Annotated in this window: 13 protein-coding genes; 9 read left to right on the top strand and 4 right to left on the bottom strand. The window is 63.8% G+C overall.

Annotated features, from left to right (window positions below; genetic code table 11):
* Positions 1–61: 61 nt before the first annotated feature.
* From FJ222_03505 to FJ222_03470, 8 genes are all read left to right on the top strand, one after another.
* Positions 62–2,539, top strand: a complete 2,478-nt coding sequence (locus tag FJ222_03505) for a glycoside hydrolase (protein ID MBM4163492.1) — start codon at positions 62–64, stop codon at positions 2,537–2,539.
* The gene (locus FJ222_03500; protein MBM4163491.1) at positions 2,517–4,043 is read left to right on the top strand and encodes a sugar ABC transporter ATP-binding protein; all 1,527 of its coding nucleotides are present in this window, start codon (positions 2,517–2,519) and stop codon (positions 4,041–4,043) included. Before FJ222_03505 ends, FJ222_03500 begins: the two co-directional genes overlap by 23 nt.
* Positions 4,010–4,975 (top strand): ABC transporter permease, encoded by a 966-nt coding sequence (locus FJ222_03495; GenBank protein MBM4163490.1) that lies wholly within the window; start codon positions 4,010–4,012, stop codon positions 4,973–4,975. Before FJ222_03500 ends, FJ222_03495 begins: the two co-directional genes overlap by 34 nt.
* Positions 4,972–5,991, top strand: a complete 1,020-nt coding sequence (locus FJ222_03490) for an ABC transporter permease (protein ID MBM4163489.1) — start codon at positions 4,972–4,974, stop codon at positions 5,989–5,991. The genes FJ222_03495 and FJ222_03490 overlap by 4 nt, the downstream gene beginning before the upstream one ends.
* A complete protein-coding gene (locus tag FJ222_03485) occupies positions 5,988–6,935 on the top strand; it encodes a sugar ABC transporter substrate-binding protein (GenBank protein ID MBM4163488.1) in 948 nt (315 codons plus the stop codon). The genes FJ222_03490 and FJ222_03485 overlap by 4 nt, the downstream gene beginning before the upstream one ends.
* Before the next feature lie 2 nt (positions 6,936–6,937).
* A complete protein-coding gene (locus tag FJ222_03480; protein MBM4163487.1) occupies positions 6,938–9,925 on the top strand; it encodes a hypothetical protein in 2,988 nt (995 codons plus the stop codon).
* A 41-nt stretch (positions 9,926–9,966) separates the two neighbouring features.
* Positions 9,967–10,944: a radical SAM protein gene (locus FJ222_03475; GenBank protein MBM4163486.1), complete on the top strand. Its 978-nt coding sequence runs from the start codon at positions 9,967–9,969 to the stop codon at positions 10,942–10,944.
* 72 nt (positions 10,945–11,016) lie between these two features.
* Positions 11,017–11,778 (top strand): YebC/PmpR family DNA-binding transcriptional regulator, encoded by a 762-nt coding sequence (locus FJ222_03470; GenBank protein MBM4163485.1) that lies wholly within the window; start codon positions 11,017–11,019, stop codon positions 11,776–11,778.
* Between the two features lie 5 nt (positions 11,779–11,783).
* Here FJ222_03470 and FJ222_03465 read toward each other — a convergent pair whose 3' ends face one another.
* From FJ222_03465 to FJ222_03450, 4 genes are read right to left on the bottom strand one after another with little or no spacing between them, the layout of a single operon-like run.
* A complete protein-coding gene (locus FJ222_03465; protein MBM4163484.1) occupies positions 11,784–13,178 on the bottom strand; it encodes a sigma-54-dependent Fis family transcriptional regulator in 1,395 nt (464 codons plus the stop codon).
* Positions 13,156–15,162 (bottom strand): PAS domain-containing protein, encoded by a 2,007-nt coding sequence (locus tag FJ222_03460; protein MBM4163483.1) that lies wholly within the window; start codon positions 15,160–15,162, stop codon positions 13,156–13,158. Before FJ222_03460 ends, FJ222_03465 begins: the two co-directional genes overlap by 23 nt.
* Positions 15,159–17,690, bottom strand: a complete 2,532-nt coding sequence (locus FJ222_03455) for a PAS domain-containing protein (protein ID MBM4163482.1) — start codon at positions 17,688–17,690, stop codon at positions 15,159–15,161. The genes FJ222_03460 and FJ222_03455 overlap by 4 nt, the downstream gene beginning before the upstream one ends.
* Complete coding sequence (locus FJ222_03450; GenBank protein MBM4163481.1) at positions 17,687–18,943, bottom strand: beta-ketoacyl-[acyl-carrier-protein] synthase family protein; 1,257 nt, start codon at positions 18,941–18,943, stop codon at positions 17,687–17,689. Before FJ222_03450 ends, FJ222_03455 begins: the two co-directional genes overlap by 4 nt.
* A gap of 354 nt (positions 18,944–19,297) precedes the next feature.
* Between FJ222_03450 and FJ222_03445 the strand changes: the two genes are divergently transcribed.
* Positions 19,298–20,539, top strand: a complete 1,242-nt coding sequence (locus tag FJ222_03445; protein ID MBM4163480.1) for a hypothetical protein — start codon at positions 19,298–19,300, stop codon at positions 20,537–20,539.
* The last annotated feature ends 42 nt before the right edge of the window (positions 20,540–20,581 follow it).

The following is a 20,581-nucleotide window of genomic DNA, read 5'->3' as shown; positions in this document are numbered from 1 at the left end:
CCCTTATTATTTGAGTTACGCGCGCGTTTTTCGGTCATTTACCCTGACGATAAGGAAATCCATGTTCTTGATCTTCACCTTGCGAAGGGAGACGGGTTCTCGAATGGTTTCGGCTCGTGTGGAGCCAGGGCAGCCGACTGGCGATTTTTTCTCAAGCGGATGGCTCCAGCCTGTGCCTGCCGTCAGGCGATGGGTGCTCGGCATCTGTCTGGGATCGTTGATCGTAGCGCGCGGGGCGTTGAGCGCCCAAGGGTCGGAACCTGTCCCCGAGAAACCGTGGACGGCGCTTTGGATCTCTCCGCCCGCGCCGTCAGCCGCTGGGTGGACCTGTTATCGCAAGACCTTTGCATTAGAGGCGGTCCCCCCCTCCGCCGTGACGCGCATCGCCGTGGACTCGAAATACTGGCTTTGGGTCAACGGCACCCTCGTCGTGTTTGAAGGGGGGCTCAAGCGCGGCCCCGCGCCGGGCGAGGGCTACTACGACCAAATCGACCTCGCCCCGCACCTCGCGCCGGGCCCGAACACGATCGCCGTTCTCGCGTGGTACTGGGGAAAGCACGGCTTCTCCCACCAGAGCAGCGGGAAGCCCGGCTTCGTCTTCGAGGCGGCTCTCGGCGGCACGACCCTCAGGACCGACCGCACGTGGAAGGCGCGGGCGCATCCCGCGTACGAGCCTGTCGCCGGAGAGAAGCCCAACTATCGCCTCTCCGAGCCCAACATTCGCTTCGACGCCCGGAACGACATCGCCGGCTGGACGGCACCGAGTTACGACGACGAGATGTGGGAGGCGCCGGTTGAGTTCGGTCCGCCCCCGTCCGCGCCTTGGGGCCGGCTGGTCCGACGTCCCATCCCGTTCTGGAAGGACTATGGCTTGAAGCACTACACCAACGCCGCAGCGATCCCTGCGGTCGCGAAGGGCGGGGTCGTGACGGGAAAGCTGCCCTACAACGCGCAAGTCACGCCGATGCTCCAGATCGATGCACCCGCCGGCGTGACGATCGACATCCGCACGGATAACTACAAGGGTGGCTCTGAACCGAACGTCCGCGCCGAGTATGTGACCCGCGAGGGTGTCCAGGAATACGAGTCCCTCGGCTGGATGAACGGCCACTCGGTCCGCTATACGATCCCGGCGGGCGTGAAGATTCTCGCCCTGAAATACCGCGAGACGGGTTTCGACGCCGAGTCCATCGGCTCCTTCTGGTGCGATGATCCCTTCTATAACACGCTCTGGGAGAAAGCGCGCCGCACCCTTTACATCACCATGCGCGACACCTACATGGACTGTCCCGACCGCGAACGGGCCCAGTGGTGGGGCGATGTCGTCAACGAGCTCGGCGAGGTCTTCTATGTTTTCGATCCCTCAGCCTACACGCTCACCCGCAAGGCTATCCTTGAACTCATGAACTGGCAGCGCCCGGACAAGACGATCTACTCTCCCGTCCCCTCCGGCTCCGCGAATAAGGAACTGCCGCTCCAGATGCTCGCCAGCGTCGGGCGGTACGGTTTCTGGACCTACTATTTGTATTCCGGTGACGCGGAGACGATACGCGAGGTCTATCCGCGCGTGAAGGACTACCTCAACATCTGGAAGCTCGATGCCGACGGGCTGGTCATCCACCGCGCTGGCGGCTGGGACTGGGGCGATTGGGGAAATAACATCGACGTGCGGCTGCTGGACAGCGCGTGGTACCATCTGGCTCTGCAAGGGGCGGCGGAGATGGCCACGCTCGTCGGACGGCCCGAAGACATCCCCGAGTGGCAGACGCGGATGGCGGCGATCAAGAAGGGTTTCAACGCGACCTTCTGGAACGGAAAGGAATACCGGTCGCCCGCGTATAAAAAAGAAACCGACGACCGCGGGAACGCGCTGGCCGTGGTGGCGGGGCTGGCCGGGCCCGATCAGTTCGAGGCGATCCGCGCCGTCCTGACCAATCACCACAACGCGAGCCCCTACATGGAGAAGTACGTTCTCGAGGCCCTCTACCTCATGAACGATGCGACGGCCGGGCTGGAGCGGATGAAGAAGCGGTACCAGGAGATGGTGGACAGCCCATACACCACGCTCTGGGAGGGCTGGGGGATCGGCAAGAAGGGCTTTGGCGGCGGAACCTACAACCATGCGTGGAGCGGCGGGCCGCTGACGATGCTTTCGCAATACGCGGCAGGCGTGGCGCCGGTCAAGCCGGCCTACGAGGTTTTTCACGTCCTTCCGCAGATGGGAACACTCACGACCATCCGGACGGTGATCCCCACCGTCAAGGGGAACATCCTGCTGGACCTGGCGCGCGACGGGGAAACGTTTACGATCAAGCTGGTCTCTCCCCCGAAGACAACGGCCCTCGTCGGCATACCCAAAGAGGGGCGGACGGTTGCGCGCATCGAGGCGAACGACAGGATCGTTTGGGCTGGCGACAAAGCGAGGGAGCCCGTCCCCGGGGTCACCTTTACGTCCGAGGACGCGCGCTATATTCTCTTTACTGTTGAAACGGGGATCGTTAAGATGACGGTTTTTTATGACCCGAACAACGACAGATGAATCGCTGCTGGTGGCGGCACATGGCATTCGCAAATCATTCCCAGGCGTTCTGGCGCTGGACGGGGTGGATTTTGCGGTTCGCGCGGGCCGGGTGCATGCCGTGGTGGGCGAGAACGGGGCCGGCAAGTCCACGCTCATGAAGGTGCTCGGAGGCGTGTATCAGCCGGATGCCGGAACGGTGCGAGTTTCCGGGAAACCGGCGCAATTCCGTTCCCCGCATGAGGCCATCCTGGCCGGCATTAGCGTCATTTACCAGGAACTCGATCTCGCGCCGCACCTGACGGCCGCCGAGAACATTCACCTTGGCCGGGAGCCACGCCGGTATGGCGTGTGGACGGATCGCGCCTCCATGGCGCGGGCCACGGCGGCACTTTTCGAAGACATGGGCATGCGCATACCGGTGGATGTGCCGGTGGAGCAATTGGCGCTGGCAGACCGGCAGATGGTCGAAATCGCCAAGGCGATCTCGCGCCAATCGCAGGTCATCGTCATGGACGAGCCGACGTCGTCCCTGACCGAGCACGAAGTCGCGGTGTTGTACCGGATCATTCGCCGCCTCCGGGAACAAGGGCGCGCAATCGTCTATATCTCACACCGCCTGAAGGAGATTTTCGATCTGGCCGACGAGATCACCGTCATGCGCGATGGCCGCGTCGTCGGCGGCGGCCCCCTGTGCGACTTCGACCGCAAGGCGATCGTGCGGCTCATGGTGGGGCGCGACGTGCAGGAAAACACCCGACGTACCGATCAGGCTGGCACCGAGGTGGTGCTGCGGGTGCAGGGACTGGGCTTGCCGGGTGTGTTCGCAGACGTGTCGTTCGATCTGCATGCCGGCGAAACACTCGGGGTGTGCGGGTTGGCCGGGTGCGGACGGGAGGAACTGGCGCGCGCCGTGTTTGGACTGTGTTCTTACGGCTGCGGCTCGGTGGACCTGCTGGGGCAACCGTTGCCCGCGGATGGGCCACAGGCGGCAATCCGCCGAAAACTCGGATTTCTGTCGGAGGACCGGCGTAGCGAGGGTATCTTTGCGCAGATGAGCGTACGCGCGAATGCGACGATCATGATCCTGCGGCGGCTGGCGTGGCGCCTCGTGGGGTGGTTGCCAGCCGCAGCCGAGCAGGCGGAGTTGACGCGGCACACCGCCTCGATGCAGATCCGCTACGCAGGGCCGAACCAAGACGTACGCTTGCTGTCGGGCGGCAACCAGCAGAAGGTCTTGCTCGCGCGTGTATTGGCAACCGGCTGCCGGGTGTTGATCCTGTGCGAGCCGACACGCGGCGTGGATATCGGCGCGAAAGCGGAGATCTACGCCTTGCTGCGCGAGTTGAACCGGCAGGGCGTCGCCGTGCTCCTGATTTCCAGCGATCTGCCGGAAGTGCTGGAGGTCTGTCATCGGACCCTGGTGATGTATCAGGGACGGCTCACCGGCAACCTGTCGCGTGACGCGATGAGCGAGGAAGGCATCATGCAATGCGCCACCGGACTAATGGGAGGTGCGGCATGAACGAGGCGCGCTTCTGGCGGTGGTGGGACCGCTATGGACTGCTGGCCATTCTGGGTGTGACCGTCGTGGCGCTGGCGGCAGGGCAGCCCCGGTTTCGGTCGTGGTACACGGCGCTGAATCTGCTTTCGACCAGCGCGCCCGTCGCCATTGCGGGCGCCGGCATGACGCTGGCCATCACCTGTGGCGTGTTCGACCTCTCGATCGGCGCGTTGCTGGCGCTGGTGAGTGTGACGATCGGCGTGCTGGTGCCGCATCTCGGTCTGACCGGCGCCATGGTGGCGGGACTGGCCATGGGGGGCGCGGCGGGCTTGGTTAACGGTCTGATCGTGACACGGTTGAAGATCCAAGCGTTCATAGCCACACTGGGAACCATGCTGCTGTGGCGCGGATTGGCGCTCTGGATCAGTGGCGGCAAGGATGCCAATCTGGTGCACGTGCCTGCGGTGAAGGTGTTGGCACACTGGGGCTGGCTGGCGCTGCTGGTTGCCGGAACCTACGGATTGAGCGCACTGATCTACTACCGGCTGCCGCTGGGGCTGCGTCTCCGTGCAGTGGGATCGAGCGCCACGTCGGCCTGGGCCTCGGGCGTGAACGTCAATGCGATGACGCTGTTCGTGTTTGCGTATGTGGCGCTGACGGCTTCAGTGGCGGCGGCGATCACCACCTCCCAACTGGCCATTGGCGGATGCAATCTGGGTGTCTCCTTCGAACTGGAAGCGATCACGGTGGTTTTGCTGGGCGGGACAGCGCTGCGGGGCGGGCTTGGTAATCTCGGCGGGACGCTGCTGGCCACGGCGCTGTTGGGCGTGATGCGGATCGGCCTCGATCTGGCCAACGTGAAGGACGAATACCAGCGCCTCGCGATCGGGCTGCTGCTCCTCACCGCGCTGGCACTCGATGGGGTGCGCCGCGCACGGAAGGAGGCGGCATGAACGAACCCCGAACAGCCTTCGGACGGCGGGTGTCGGCCGCTCTGGACTGGCGCGAGCGCTCGGTGTTCGCCGCGCTGGCGCTCCTCTTTCTCGCCGTATCGGCGGCCAATCCGCGCTTTGCCGCACTGTCCAACGTGCTGAGCATTTTGGGCGATTCGGCCTACATCGGAATCGCGGCGATCGGCATGACCTTGTGCATCATCTTCGGCGCCTTCGATCTCTCTATTGGCGCGCTGCTGGCGCTGTTAAGCGTCGCGTCCGTGACCTGGGCGCCGCACCTGCAGCCGGTCGTTGGCACGGCTGGGTTCGTGATCATCGTGGCGCTGGCGGGCGCCGGGTGCGGGCTGCTCAACGGCGCCTTAGTGGCCGGGTTGCGGATTCCGGCGTTCATTGCCACGCTGGGGATGATGTACGTCTATCGCGGCGCGGCCTTTATGTTGTCGGGCGGACAAGATCAGCGTCTTGACTCCGCGTGGTTTTTGTCGCTGGCCAACGGCGATCTGGCGGGTGTGCCGGTCGTCTTCTTAGTGTTCGTCGGTCTGACCGTGCTCGGGACGCTGCTCTTGAACCGGCACCCCCTGGGGCGACGCATCCAGGCCGTCGGCAATTCGCCCAAAGCGGCACGTGCGGCCGGCATTTCGGTGTCGCGTACCACCCTGGCGGTTTTCGCGCTCGTGGGCGTGTTCACCGCGATTGCAGGCGTCTTGCAGGCCTCGCTGTTGCGCGGGGCGCAGCCAGGGCGCGGCGTGGAGTTTGAACTCTACGTGATCGCCACGGTCGTGCTCGGGGGCACGTCGCTGGACGGCGGCAAGGGCAGCGTGATCAACACGGCCGCAGCCGCAGTGCTGCTGGCAACGTTGCAGTGTTCTTTCTCATTTCTGGCGGTTAATCCGTACGTGCAAAAGATTATTGTGGGTGGTGTACTCGTGGCTGCATTCTCGATGAACTACCTGCGCGGACAGGTCGAAGACTGGCGAAAAAGGCGGCAACAACAACGAAAGGAAGCGAGCGTATGATGAAAACGACAGGCGCACTGGCGATTGTGGCTCTGGTTCTGGCGACCGCAGGATGTGGCGATTCCAAATCGTCCTCCCAACAGCAGATCATCGGATTTTCAGTTTACGATATGAAGTATGAGTTTTTCCAGATGATGGAAAAAGGGACGCGCGAGCGGGCGAAGGAACTCGGCTATGGCTACCAGTTGCATGACCAGAAAAGCGATGAGTTGCAGATGGTCTCCGGTTGCAAGAGCCTGATCAATCAGGGTGCGGCCGCGCTGATTGTCAGCCCGATCAAGCCCGACGCACTCGGCGCCGTGGTGGACGCGGCGCAGAAGGCGGAAATTCCCGTCGTGATTAACGATATCGGCGGCGGTGGCACGCCCTATCATGCAATCATCATCTCCGACAACTTTGGCGGCGGCAAGCTCGCCGGTCAATATGTGGTCGACAAACTCGGAGTTGGCAACGGCCGTAACGTGGCGATCCTCAAGTGCGAGCCCTCGGCCATCTACGCGATCCGGCGCGGCGAAGGGTTCAAGGCGTTGATGACCAGCAACGGCTATACCGTGGTGGCCGAACTGTCGGCCCACAGCAAGACCGAAGAGGGCTATGCGAAGATGAAGAACGTCCTCGCCGGAACGCCCGACCTGGTGGCCGTGTTTTGCGAAAACGATCCCATGGCGGTCGGCGCGGCCCAAGCCGTGGCTGAAGCAGGTAAGACCGCTCAGGTGCTGGTGATTGGTTTCAACGCCGATGGCGTGGCGATTGAATCGATTCGCGCCGGCACGATGGCCGCCACCGTGGCTCAGTTTCCCGAACAGATGGGGCGCATCAGCGCCGAATTGACCGATAAGTTGCTGAAGAAACAGCCCCTGCAGTTCGACGACGTCAGCCAGCGCGAAATCTTCGCTCCGGTCAAACTGATTACCCAAGAAAATCTTTCGGAGGCGTCAAAATAGCAATGACGAATCGTCATCTCCCGCTGGTCGCCGTGACGGCGTTGTTGCTGGCGACGAAGAGCCCGGGTGGCGCTGTCGAGCCGTTGCCGGGGCTTGTCTATCACCCCGAGGGGGACGCTATCGTCGTGCGCAACGGCGATGTCTGGAATAACCGTCCGCTGTACTGCAACCGCCGGATGGCGGTCGTGCTGGCTGGCGAGATGCCGTCGCTCAACGGGCCGATGGGGATGGCGTTCTTCGGAATCCAACGCGGTGAGACGCGCGTGTGGCTTCATCATTTCGCCGAGCGGGTCGCGCGGTACCGGGCGGGGCGGATGGAGTGGGAGTTGTCGGATTCCCGGTTCCCCGGAATGACGGTGCGGCTCACCGGCACGACGCTCGCCGATGCAAACGGATTCACGGCCCGCCTCATTGTCGAAGGATCACAACCCGGTGACGGGGCGGCGTGGTGCGTGTTCGGGCGGGATGGCAAGGGTGAACCGGTCAAAGGAATCCGACTCTCCGATCCGGTCCAGAACCAGGAACGCCTCGCGTTCGAGAACCGCAATCACTTGACCAGGACCGGCGCCGGCAATGGGATCGTTTTCTGGACGGCGTTGTCGGACAAGCCGCAATTCATCGCGGTCGTGGCGGACGGCGAGAAGCTGGGCGAGCCAGCCACGGAATTCGCCGACGGCTTGGCGCGCGTCGTGGCGGTCGGCAGACGCGTCGTGGTCGAAACGCCCGACCCGTATTTCGATGCGGGTGTCGCGGCGTCGAGTGCGGCGGTGCTGGGCTTGTTTGTCGAGCCGTGTTTCGTGCATGGCGGCTCCATGTGGCGCTACCCGATTCCCGGCTGGCGGACCATGGGCGGCGCGATCAACTACGGCTGGCACGATCTCGTGGCCACGGCGCTGGCGCACTGGGATTCGAAACAGGTCAAACGCGACGACAAGAAGACCCAGCCGGAGTATTCCGCCAACGGCTGCCAGCAGTCGGGCAATTCGCGGTTCTTCGGGACGGGCTTTCTCAATTACCCGATGGTGCCTCATTACGAGTTTCAGACGCAGTTCTTTGACGAAGCCGTCCGCGCCTGGCGCGCGACGGCGGACCCGGCGTTCGAAAAACGGCTGCTGCCGATGCTCGAACTCCATCTGCAACGCTGCCGCGAATGCTACGATCCGGACGGCGACGGCCTCTACGAGAGCTACAACAACACCTGGCCGAATGACTCGATCTGGTTCAATGGCGGCGGCACGAGCGACCAGTCGGCCTATATGTATTATGGCTTCCGGGCCGCCGCCGAGATGCAGCAACGCGCCGGCAACAACACCGCTGCGAAAAAATACACCGCCCAGGCGGACACGATTCACACCGCGCTGAACCGGGTGCTCTGGTTGAAGGACAAAGGTCATTTTGCCTCGCACATCGAACAGGGCGGGCACCAGCGCGTCCACGAGGACGCCTGGATCTACGCCCAGCACGTCCCCATCGAAGCCGGGATGACGACGCCCGAACAGGCGTGGCGCGCGATGGACTACACCGAGTGGGCGATGGAGCGGTTTCTGTTCCCGTTCGGCGGCGAGATGCGGCAAACATCCAACTTCGTGCCCGGCCAGTGGTCCATCCGCGAGTTGTACCACGGCGACAACTTCGCGATGGCCCTCGGCTATTTTCTCGGCGGCATCGGTGACACCGGCTGGGACCTCCTGCGCGGCACGATGCTGCAATCGATGTACGGCGACCCGTCGCCGCGCAGCGGCTTCAGCAACGAGGCTGGTGTCAGCGGCCGGATCAATATCCGTTCGCCCGGCGGACTGAGCCACCCGAACTGCGGCATTGATTTCAACGATATCACCACACAGTTCGCCCGCGCCGTGGTCGAGGGTCTGTTCGGTTACCGGCCCGACTACCCGAACGCCATTGTCCGCATCGAGCCGGCGTTTCCGTCCGCATGGGATCACGCCTCGATCCGCACCCCCGATTTTACGTTGTCCTACCGGCAAAACCGGTATCAGGTCACGCTCACCAAACCGGCCGCGATGAAGTTTCGGTTGCCCGTGCGCGCGGCGAAAGTGAAACAGGTGCTCGTCAACGGACAGTCCGCCACGTATCGCCTCGAACCGTGGGCCGGTTACGGCGCGTTGTTCGTGGACGTGCCGGCGTGCAGCACAGCCGATGTCGTCATCGAAACAGACGGCCCGATGGTTTCGCTCCCGGTCGCCGAGAAGACCGGAAGTACGCCCGGTTTGGTGCTTGAGACCGTCGCTGGCGACGTGCCGCGTTATCACGTCACCAAAGTCCGCGCCGTCGCGCCCGTGATCGAACCCATGATCGTCCCGGCTGGCGCGACGTGGAAGACGCTCGACATCTCCGGGTGCTTTAACGGCGATGTGCGGACGATCTTCCAGCAGGAATACCGGTCGCCGCGCCCGAACACCTGTTCGATGCGGATCGGGTACGACGGCTGGCGGGCGTGGACGTTCACGCCGTGGAAGATTGCGACACCGAAAGTCAAACTCGCCAAGCCCGGCGAGCCGGTCACGACGCCGCAAGGCGTACCGTTCGGCACGATCGGCGCGGAGAAGAACATCGCCTTCACGTCGCTCTGGGACAACTGGCCAAAATCCGTGATGGTACCGGTGAATGCGCGCGGCGACGCATTGTGGCTGCTCGTCTGTGGTTCGACCAATCCGATGCAGGGCAGGATTGTCAACGCCGTGCTGCGCTTCCGGTACACCGACGGCCAGGAAGAGACACTCGAACTCGTGCCGCCGCTGAATTTCTGGTCGCTCTGCGGGTTCGGCCGCGTAGATTATGATTACAAGCGGGACGGCTTCGCCTTGCCCAAGACGCCGCCCCCGCACGTCCAACTCGGCGAGAACTGCCGGGCCATGGTCTATGGCCACAAGCTGCGCCCCGATGTGGACGTGAAAGACGTCACGCTGGAAACGCTCTCCCAGGAAGTCGTCATTGGTTTGATGAGCGTGAGCGTGATGAACCCAAAATGAATCACACCCCTTTCGACGAATCAGACAAAGCGTGCGCCGCGATGAACAGAATGACAACCATTCATGACTCTGGGGGTTCGACCGCTCACGGGGAATCCGCACCTGACGCCGCAGCGGCGGCGTGCGCACTCTGTCCGCGCCGGTGCGGGGTGAACCGGCTCGCCGGGGAGACGGGCTTCTGCCGGGCGGGTGCCGTGCCCAGGCTGTTCCGTTACGGGCCGCATTTTGGCGAGGAGCCGCCGATTTCCGGCACGCGAGGCTCGGGCACACTCTTCTTCTCGCATTGCACCCTGCGCTGCATCTACTGCCAGAACCACCCCTGGAGCCAGGGGGGGCTTGGAGAGGACCTGGAGGTGGCCGGCTTGACCGCCCGGATGCGCTCGATCGCCGAGCAGGGGTGCCACAACTGGAACCTCGTCTCGCCTACGCCCTGGCTCCCGTGGATACGCGAGGCGGCACGTCCGTTAATTCAGGCTGGCATTCGTCTGCCGTTTGTCTATAATACATCCGGTTTTGAGCTGCCGGAGACGTTGTCGGCCTATGCCGACCTCCTCGATATCGCGCTGGTCGACTTGCGCTATGCGCGCAACGAGACGGCCCGAGAGGCTTCCGCATGCGACACGTATGTCGAGGTCGCGCGGGCGTGTGTCCAGTGGTTTTGGGACCATCTCGGGCCGCTGGAGGTGGATGCGGCGGGCACAGCGCGACGAGGCGTCATTTGCCGCTTGTTGGTGCTACCTGGGCGCGCCGACGAGGCGGTTGACAATTTGCACTGGCTGGCGGCGCATGTGGGTGTGGACATCCACATCAGCGTGATGTCGCAGTACACGCCGACGCATCACGCGCTCGGTCGACTCGGATGGGACCGAACGGTCACCGCCAGAGAATACGGGCGCGTGACCGATGCGTTTGAGAAACTGGGCTTTGAGAATGGATGGGTGCAGGAGTACGGGGCCGAGGCTCCTGCCGATCTGCTGGGATGCGACATGCCTGCCGGCGCAGGGGCGGTGGGACGGTGAGTAAGAGAGACGGCTTTCAACTGACACAGCACGCGCTGAGGCGCGGGAGCGTTAACGAAACGGGGAGACACCATGAGCGGTCATAGTAAATGGGCAACCATCAAGCACAAAAAGGGCGCGGCGGATGCCAAGCGCGGCAAGATCTTCAGCAAGCTCGCCAAGGAAATGACGGTTGTCGCCAAGCAGGGCGGCGGCGACCCCGGCAATAATCCGACCCTCCGCACGCTGATCGCCAAAGGCAAGTCTGTCAACATGCCCAATGACAACATTGAGCGGGCGATCAAGAAGGGCACTGGCGAGCTTGCGGCCGACGTTCTCGAAGAGATCACCTACGAAGGGTACGCCGGCGGCGGCGTCGGACTCGTCGTCAAGGTGCTCACCGACAACAAGAACCGCGCTGCCGCGGAAGTGCGCAACGTCTTCAAGAAGAACAACTCCGACTTTGCCACCCTCGGTTCGGTCTCGCGCAACTTCGAGCGCAAAGGCACGATCATGATTCCCTCCCAAGGGGTCTCGGAGGATCAGGTCATGGAGGTCGCCCTCGGCGCGGGTGCCGATGACATGGTCACCGAAGAGGGCGGGTACACCGTCACCTGCCAGCCGTCCTCCTACTCCGCCGTGTGCGAAGCGCTGGAAAAGGCGGGCATCGCGTTTGATCAGGAAAATTCGCGCGTCGGACTCGTCCCCGTGGCGCTGACTGCGGTCAACGACATCGCTATCGCCCGATCCGTCAACAAGTTCATTGCCGCCCTCGAAGATCTCGACGATATCCAAGACGTGTTCACCAACATGGACGTTCCGGACGCGATCTCCGACGCGCTTGACGCAGAATAGGCCCTCTATCCGGCGAGGCCAAGTTTGGCCATTTTATAGCGGAGGATGCGGCGGGTGGTGCCGAGGCTTTCGGCGGCGCGCGTTTGAACGCCGTCGGCCCGACGCAGGGCCTCTGAGATGATCCGGCGCTCGCAGGCGCTGACAGCCTCTTCGAGTTTCAGCCCGCCAGCGTCCGGCGGCGCGGCACCGGGGACGGCGGCCGTGTCCGCAGCGGGCGCCGATTGCGGCCATCCGGCGTGGAACTCCTCAGGCAGATGCCGCACGGCGATCTCCGGCTCGCGGCTGTGGAGGACCAATACCCGTTCGACGACGTTGCGCAACTCGCGCACATTTCCGGGCCAGTCATAGGCGCACAGCCGGCTCAGGGCCTCCGCATCGAACCCGCGGGTTTCGGCATGCAGGGCGGGGCCAAGCCGGGCCATAAAATGCGCGAGCAGCAGCGGAATGTCATCGCGCCGCTCGCGAAGCGGCGGCAGTCGCACCTGAACCACGTTGAAGCGGTAGAAGAGGTCTTCCCGAAAACGTCCCGCAGCGGTCTCCCGCCTCAAGTCGCGTGCCGAGGCCGCCACGATGCGGGCGTTGGTGCGGAGCAGCCGGGTTCCGCCGACACGCATGAATTCCCGTTCCTGCAGCACGCGAAGCAGCTTCACCTGCGTGGCGATCGTCATCTCACCGATCTCGTCAAAAAACAGCGTCCCTGAACCGGCCAGGTCGAACCGGCCCTGCTTCTGACGGTCTGCGCCGGTGAACGCCCCCTTCTCGTGTCCGAATAGCTCGCTCTCCAGGAGGTTTTCGGGAAGGGCCGCGCAATGGACGGCAACGAACGGTTCGTCCCGGCGGGGGCTCTGCGCGTGCAGCAGGCGGGCGGCGAGTTCCTTGCCCGTCCCGCTCTCCCCCTGGATCAGCACTGTGGCGTCGGTGACAGCCGCCTGCCGCACATGCTCAATGGCCGCGGCGAAGGCGGGGCTTCGGCCGATGATCTCCTGGGTCGGAAAGGCGGCCGACAGTTCGGTCTCCAATACGGCGACCCGGCGGTGCAGCCGTTTGGTTTCGATCGCCCGCCGCACCACATGGCGGATGTTCGCCACGTCGAAGGGCTTGCCGACGAAGTCAACGGCTCCCTGGCGGATGGCCTCGACGACGGGCGGGATGGCGGTCGAGGCGCTGACCATGATGACCGGCATCTCGGGATGGTCGGCGAGTATCTGGCGCAAGAAATCGAGCCCGGAACGTCCGGGCATCACGACATCCAGCAGCACCAGATCGACGTGTTCGCCCGACAAGACCGCCTGCGCCTCTTCCGCCGTGGAGGCCGACAACACGGCATAGTCGCGCGCAAAGATCAGCCGAAGCGCTTCGCGGCTTCCCCGTTCGTCGTCAACGATCAGAAGTTTCAGCATAGCTGATGCGTCCCTCCAGCGGCAGGGTAATCGTCACAGTGGTTCCGTTCTCGTTGGTATCCACGTCGATCCGTCCACCGTGGTCGACGACCGTCCGCCGCGCGAGCGGCAGACCCAGCCCCAGCCCGCGCGGCTTGGTCGTGCAGAACGGGGAGAAGAGCTTGTCCCGAACCTCCACAGCGACGCCAGGTCCGTTGTCGGACACGGCGAAGATTAAGGTCTGGGCCGGGCCGACGCCGCTGCAGCGGACCTGCAGGACGATGCGGGGCGAGGCGAGTCCGACGACCGCCTCGTGCGCATTGACCAGCACGTGGGCGAGGCCGTCGATCAGCGCCTCGGCGTCGGCGTCTATCAACGGCAGTCCCGCCTCAATCTCCCGGACTCCGTCGAATGTTCCGGGAGCGGCTCGCTGCGCGGCAAGCGCGCAGGCGCGCGTCGCAATCTCGCCTGGCGCGATTTTGCGGAAGACCGGCTGCGGCGGATGGGCGAATGTGTTGATCTGGGTGATGATGGCATTCAGCCGGCCGACTTCACCGGTCACGATGCTGAAGAACTGCTGGCGGAATTCGGGGTCGGCGTAGCGGTCCGGGAGGAGCTGCGCGAAGGTGCTGATGGCCACGAGCGGGTTGCGGACCTCATGCGACATGGCCGCAGCGAGGTCGTTCCAGAAGGCATGACGCTCCATCTCCTCCTGCTTCTCGCGCAGCAGACGCTCGCGGGTGATGTCCGTCAGCAGTAGCATGGCGCCCCAGCACGCGTCATTCGCCCCGATGCGCTGGACGACGGCCCGCAGGGTGCGCCGGCTTGCGGTATCCGTCCAAATAGCGGGGGCAACGTCTGAGCCGTTCCGGATCGTCCGCAGGGCCAGATCCGCGATGCGGCTGCCCGATTGCTCCACGGGGCGGTTGACCGTTTCCGCAGCGGTCACGCCCAGCAGGTGCTCCGCCTCACGGTTGAACCAGCGCACCGTTCCGTCCCCGGCAACGGCCAGAATGCCCACGGGAAGAGCTTCCAGCAGGTTTTCGGCCAGCGTTTTCTGGACGGCCAGTTCCTCGACCAGCAACGCGTTTTCAAGCAGGGTGGCGACCTGCTCGCCGATGACGGCCAGATCTGAGAGATCGTGTGACGCAAACGGGATGCCGGTGGCGCGGTGGCCGACCGCGATCCAGCCCAGCAGCCCCCGCTTGCCGATCAGCGGCACAATCACCTCCGCGCCGGCGCTGTCCAGCGCTCGCCGCAGCATCTGCTGGTCGCGCAGGTCGGCGACATGGTCGAGGTTGGCACGGCAGACCAGATGCGCCTGACGATCCAGCCATCGCACCAGCGGATCTGCGGGATCCAACACAAGCGTGTCGGATCCATCCGGGCAGCGGATGCCCGCCCGCAGCCGATAGGACGAGTCTTCGTCGAGCCGGACCACAACGCCCACCCGGGCGAATCGGCCGACGGCGGCAATGCCTTCGGCCAATTGTTCCAGCAGCTTCTGAGGATCGCGGAAATGGCGCGAGGCGCGCCACAATTCATGGAGCGGCGCGAGGTTGATCGTCGGTTCGGCGGCGGCCGGATGCGGATCCGGCGCACGGGCGGCGCGCGGGCGCCGCTCCAGGGCCAGATCCTCGCGGGCCTGATGCAGGAGGATGGCGTGGCGCACGGTTCTCCGGAACTGGGCTGCGGGGACGTCGAGCGGCTCCACGGCAAAGAGGTCGGCATCGCGACCGGCCAGGAAAGCCTCGGACTCGGGCAGGCCGATGGCGATCATGCATCCGCGTGATTCCGCAGAGGCGGCAGCAAGCACCGCCTCAGTATCGGGGTGCCTCAGATCGAGCACCCGCACCGTCGGACCGAGCCGCTGTTCCGCGCGCGCCAGCTCGGAACGGTCCGACACGGCGAGAATATCGGCCAATCCGCCGGCGGATCGAGCGAGGCGATCGGCCAGATCCGGGGCGAGCGTGAGCAGCAAGCACACGGGGGCGGGTGTTGTCATGCCTCTCCTTTCGATTCAGTATCGCCGATGGGGTCTCCACCGGCAAGCAGGGGCAGCAGCACGCGGAAGCAGGCGCCCGCACCAGGAATGCTCTCCACGTCGATCATGCCCCGGTGTTCGATCACGATTCCGTGGGCGACCGACAGACCCAGACCGGTACCGGTGGCCTTGGTCGTGAAGAACGGATCAAAAATCTGCGGCTTGTCCTCCGGCGAAATGCCGCGGCCGGTGTCCTGCACCCGCACCTCGATCCACGCTTCCGCCGGTGTCCCGGCGTGAGCCCAACGCGGATCGGGCCTTCTGACGGCCTGTGTGGTCACCGTCAGCGTGCCGCCGGGCTCCATCGCGTCCATGCCATTTAAGAACAAATTGATGAACAACTGACTCAGCAGCCCCTGATCGCCCAGCAGACGGTCGTTCTCCGCTTCATAGTGGCGTTCGAAGACCAGTCCGCGCGCCTTGATCTGCTGCGCGACCAGCGTGCGTGCGGCATCGAGCGTGGCGTGGAGTGCGAGCGGATTCAACGTCGGCTTGACCGGCCGGGAGAAATTGAGGAGCTGCGAGACGATCGCGTTGATTCGTTCGACCTCGTTGCCGAGCAGCGGCACGAAGGTGTTGCGGAAATCCGGATCCTCGTAATGGTCAGGCAGGAGTTGGATGAACGTCTTGAGGCCGACGAGCGGATTTTTGATCTCGTGAGCCATGCCGGCCGCCATCGTTCCGATGCTCGCCAGCCGGTCGCTGCGCCGGATCTGCTCCTCCAGCTTCCGAATGGCGGAGGTGTCCTGAATGACCAGCAGCGCGCCCGTCGAGGCTCCGGCGTTGCCGCCGAAAACGGCGGTGGAGAGACGAACCGCCTGCTCGCGGGGCGACTGCGGATACAGCCGCATATCCTGATCGCGCACACCCCGGCCCAAAAAAAGGCAGGCGCGCAAATCGTTCCAGACCGGCTCGGGCAGAACGTCAGCGGCGGATCTGCCGATGACCTCCCCGTCCGGGGCTAGGCGCAGGATGCGTTGCGCCTCGCGGTTGCAGACGGTGACATGCCCGTCGGCGCCGACGGCGACGACGCCGGTCACCAGATTGTCGAGCAGCACCTCGTTGTAGAGGCGCGCGTCCTGGAGCCGCGTATAGAGCGTGGCGTTCTCGATCGCAAAACCCAACTGATCCCCGAGAAACGCCAGCGCATCCTCTTCGCGCTGGCCGAAAACCCGGCCGTTCGCACGACGGCCAAGGAGAAGAAAGCCCGCCAGGCCGTTCTTGGATTTGAGCGCGACCGCCACCTCGACGTCCAGCCGGGCCAGCACGCGTTCGGCCCGCACCTCCAGTGGCGTGTTGCCGCCGCGCCGTAACACGTCGCGGATCAAGGGGTAACGCTCCGCCCGCAAGGCCTGCACCAGCGGATCGGCCTCCCCGACAGGCTCCGCCGCTTCCTCTCCCGGGACCGGATGCGGCACGAAGCGCGAACCGTCCTGGAGGTACACCTGCATCCGGGAGACGCCGAGCGCGTGCTGCAGCAACCGGCTGAAATCGGTGCACAGCGCGTCAACCGTGGTAATGGAGCGGGCCAGATCGCCCCCCCTGCGAACCAGTTGGGACAACGCATCGTGGTCTTTCTCGAACAGATAATCGGCCCGGCTCCGAAGAAACGCATTCGCCGGCGCGAGACTCAGCGCGATGACGATGCCGGCGCACACATGGGCCATGTGATGCTGCAACTCATCGGCTCCATAAGAGGGAAGTCGCATGACCAGGCGGAACACCGCGTAATACATGATCGCCAAGGCACACGCCACCAGCGACCAGATAATCCCGCGCCGCAAGAATTCGCCCACGCCCATGATGTGGCGGGTGGCGATTCCGTAGGCCATCGCGCTGTGCCAGATAACCACCGTGATGGGCGTGAATCGCGCACTTTGCGACGATTCGGTGAACAGGGGGATCAGCAGCACCAGGACGACGCCAGGAACAAACGAGAACAGCGATCCATACGCCATGATCTGCATTTCCATCCGGTAGACGCCTTCCGCCCGAGCCAGCGCCCGGAAGAAACTCCAGACCAAAGCCACCACGGCGACCAGCCAGAAGGCGACAAACAGGGTGAACCCCGGCCCGTAGAGCGGCTCTCCGATCGCGTTCCCTCCGATCGACAAACGGGCGCCAACCAGGAAGAAGCGGGTCTGAGACAGAACGGCGGCGCCAACCACCGCCGCCGCCCACGGCCACGCACGGCGCAGCAGGCTGGCGAGCGTCGTCGAGGGCTGCACAGCGGCAGCCCGCAGCAGATGGAATAACAAGGGGATCAACACGCTGGTGGCGCAGGCCTGGCGGATCCAAAACTCCAGCCACGCCTCGCTCACTGCTATCGACCCAAAGTACTGACAGGCCAGCCAGAGGGCGAACACCAAAGAGAGAAGGACGAAAACGCGGTTGGCCAGCCGGCCCATATTCGTCAGAAACACGATCATGCCGAGCAGCAGGTTGATCGTGATCACAACAGGGAGCCCGATGATGAACAGGTTCGTCATGGCGGCGGCCTCCGCACCACGAGCGTGGTGTTGCCACCGCCCATGCCGTGGACGTTGATCAGCGCGTGTTCAATCCGCATCCGCCGCGCCTGGGGCACGTAGTCGAGATCGCAGGCCGGGTCGGGCGTCGTGTAATTCGCCGTCGGCGGGACCCGATTGTCGCGCATCGCCAGCGCGCAGGCAATGATCTCCAGCGGACCGGCCGACGCCAGCGGGTTGCCGGTGACGCCCTTGATGGATGAAACCGGAATGCGATAGGCGCGGGATCCCAGCACGTTGCGGATCATGGCTGTTTCCACGCGATCAATCCCGATATCGCTCGGCCCGTGCGCACAGACGTAATCAATCGCCCCGCTATCGATCCGCGCATTGGCCATGGCCAGAGACATGCACACCCCCAGACCTTCAGCCGCTGGCGTGCCGAACGCGTCGGCATACGATGCCCCGCCGCAGATCTCCAGCCTCATCCGTGCGCCACGGGCACGTGCGTGGGCCAAACTCTCCAGCACCAGGATGCCTGACCCCTCCCCTAACACACCCCCGTCACGATCACGATCAAAAGGCCGGCTGGCGCGCTGGGGATCCCCGTTGCGACAGGAGAGCATCTTGCTCGTGCAGAACGCGGCACAGGTGGTCGCGCAAATCGACGCATCCGTGCCGCCGGCGATCGCAATGTCTGTTCGCCCCGTGCGAATCGCCTCGGCTGCGTCCAAGACCGCATCCGATCCGGCTTTGCACGCTGCCGCCACGGTCTGGTACGAAACTTGTGTGCCAATATATTCCGCCAATGTCGTGGCGACGCAATGGGGTTGTGTGGCCCAAACCACCCAGGGGCGCACGTGGTTCGGACTTCCCTTGTACACATTGTGCGCCGCCCCTTCGACCACCTCGATTGCACTTGTGCTGACCCCAATGAACACGTTCACCTGACGCCTGGACTTCGTCAGACTTCCAGCACTTAGTCCGGCGTCTGCCAACGCCATGTCCAAAGCCGCCAAAGCAAAATGCGCTTGTCGTGGAATACGCTTCCACTTAATACCCGTCGGTAAATGGATGTCAGGGTCAAACCCCTTCACCTCAGCCGCGATACGAATGGGCAAGGCAGAGGCATCGAACAATGTGATGGGGCCGACCCCTGATTGTCCATCGATGAGTGTTTGCCAGAATGCGTCGACGCCGATGCCATTGGCCGCCACCACTCCGATTCCGGTGACAACAGCACGCCGATCATCATTGGAATAGACATTCCTCATGTATTGATGCCCGTAGTTTCGCACCAAACCGAGTGGAATGTCCAGTACAATATTGTACGCGATTGATGTTTGTTCTAGTGACAAGACCCATCGCGTACATTATTGAACACAGCGTGCGCCTTTATCACACTTCGCGAAGTGTGATAATGACGCATTCTGAATTCTGAAGATTGGCTTCTGAATACGGCGCTTACAGAACCAACGAAGAGGTCCTTCTGATGGCGTATTGGCATCATTGAGATGCGTTTTCCCGGGCCACCCGGCCTGCTGATGGCGGTGGCACGAATGGTGCTGTAGACATGTTCCTTAGTGATCCCGTGCAGAAATGTTCCTAACACGCAAAGCGACTGGAGGATGGTCTTGATGAAACGGCATTCTGTTTTTCATTTGGCGCTGGCCCTGATGGGGCTTGGGGTTCTGAATATTCTGGCGGATGGTTTCAGGAATCCGCCCGACACGGCGGCGGCGCTCGGCAAATCGGGAAAACACATCGTCTGGGTTGACGATGCCTCGGCGGTCTTTCTCAACCCGGCCAATCTGACCGAGGTCGCGTCACGCCAGGTCCAGATATCGTCCCTGCTCGGCTACAGCCACGCCGACTACGTGGGTCAACTCGGACGAACCGACACGGGGTCGCCATGGAGCCTCCTGCCCGCCTTCGCCATCGCCTGGCCGCTGCCCGAAGGCAGCGATCTGACGCTGGGGTTCGGCGTCCACGTCCCCTTCGGACGTCAGACCCGGTGGGACACCGACGGCGTGTTCCGTTACGCGGCGCCCGTATTCAGCAGAATGTCCGTGATGGACATCTCGCCCGCCCTCGCCTGGCGCGTCTCCGAATCGGTCTCGATCGGCGCCGGGCTCGACGTGTACTACGGGCGCCTCCAATTGCGCCAGTTGCTCCCGTTCAGCCCCGGCAGCCGCATCACCGCCGAGGCGGACGGCCTCGCCGCAGGCGCCAATGCGGGCATCACCTGGCGCATCACGCCCGGCCAGCGCCTCGCCCTGACCTGCCGCTCGCCGTTCGACCTGAAATTCAGCGGCGAAATGAAGACAGCCGGCATCCCCTTCCCTCTACCGTCGGTTCCCACGAGCGATATCGAAACCACGTTCAAATACCCGACCATCGTGGCACTCGGTTATGGCGTGCGCCTCACAGACACCCTGCGTGTCGAGGCGAACGCCGAGTGGCTGCAGTTCTCGCGTTTCAAGACGATGGTGATCGACGCCAGCGGCAATAATCCTCTGGCGGGCATGCTGGGCCTCGCCAACACCCCGCAAAACTGGAACGACACCTGGACGTTCGGCGTGGGCGCCGACTGGCGCTTCGTTCCCGACTGGACGCTGCGGGCGGGCTACCTCCACCTCCAAAGCCCGATACCGAACCGGACATTCGCGCCGATGGCCCTGGACGTCGATCAGTCGGTCGTCAGCGTCGGCCTCGGCTACCAGACCGGCCGCCATGCCATTGACATCGCCTACGCCATCGGCCTTTTCAATACGCGCCGGGTCGGTGACAATCAGAATCCGCTTTATCGGCAGGGCACCTATGACTTTGAAGGCCATCTGGCCGCATTGACCTACACGTATGCCTTTTGACCTCCCATCCGGAAACTGGTATGCTTGACGCTGACCGTTTCT

Source organism: Lentisphaerota bacterium (assembly GCA_016873675.1).
Taxonomy (GTDB): domain Bacteria; phylum Verrucomicrobiota; class Kiritimatiellia; order RFP12; family JAAYNR01; genus VGWG01.
This window is presented reverse-complemented; position numbering and strand designations above follow the sequence as displayed.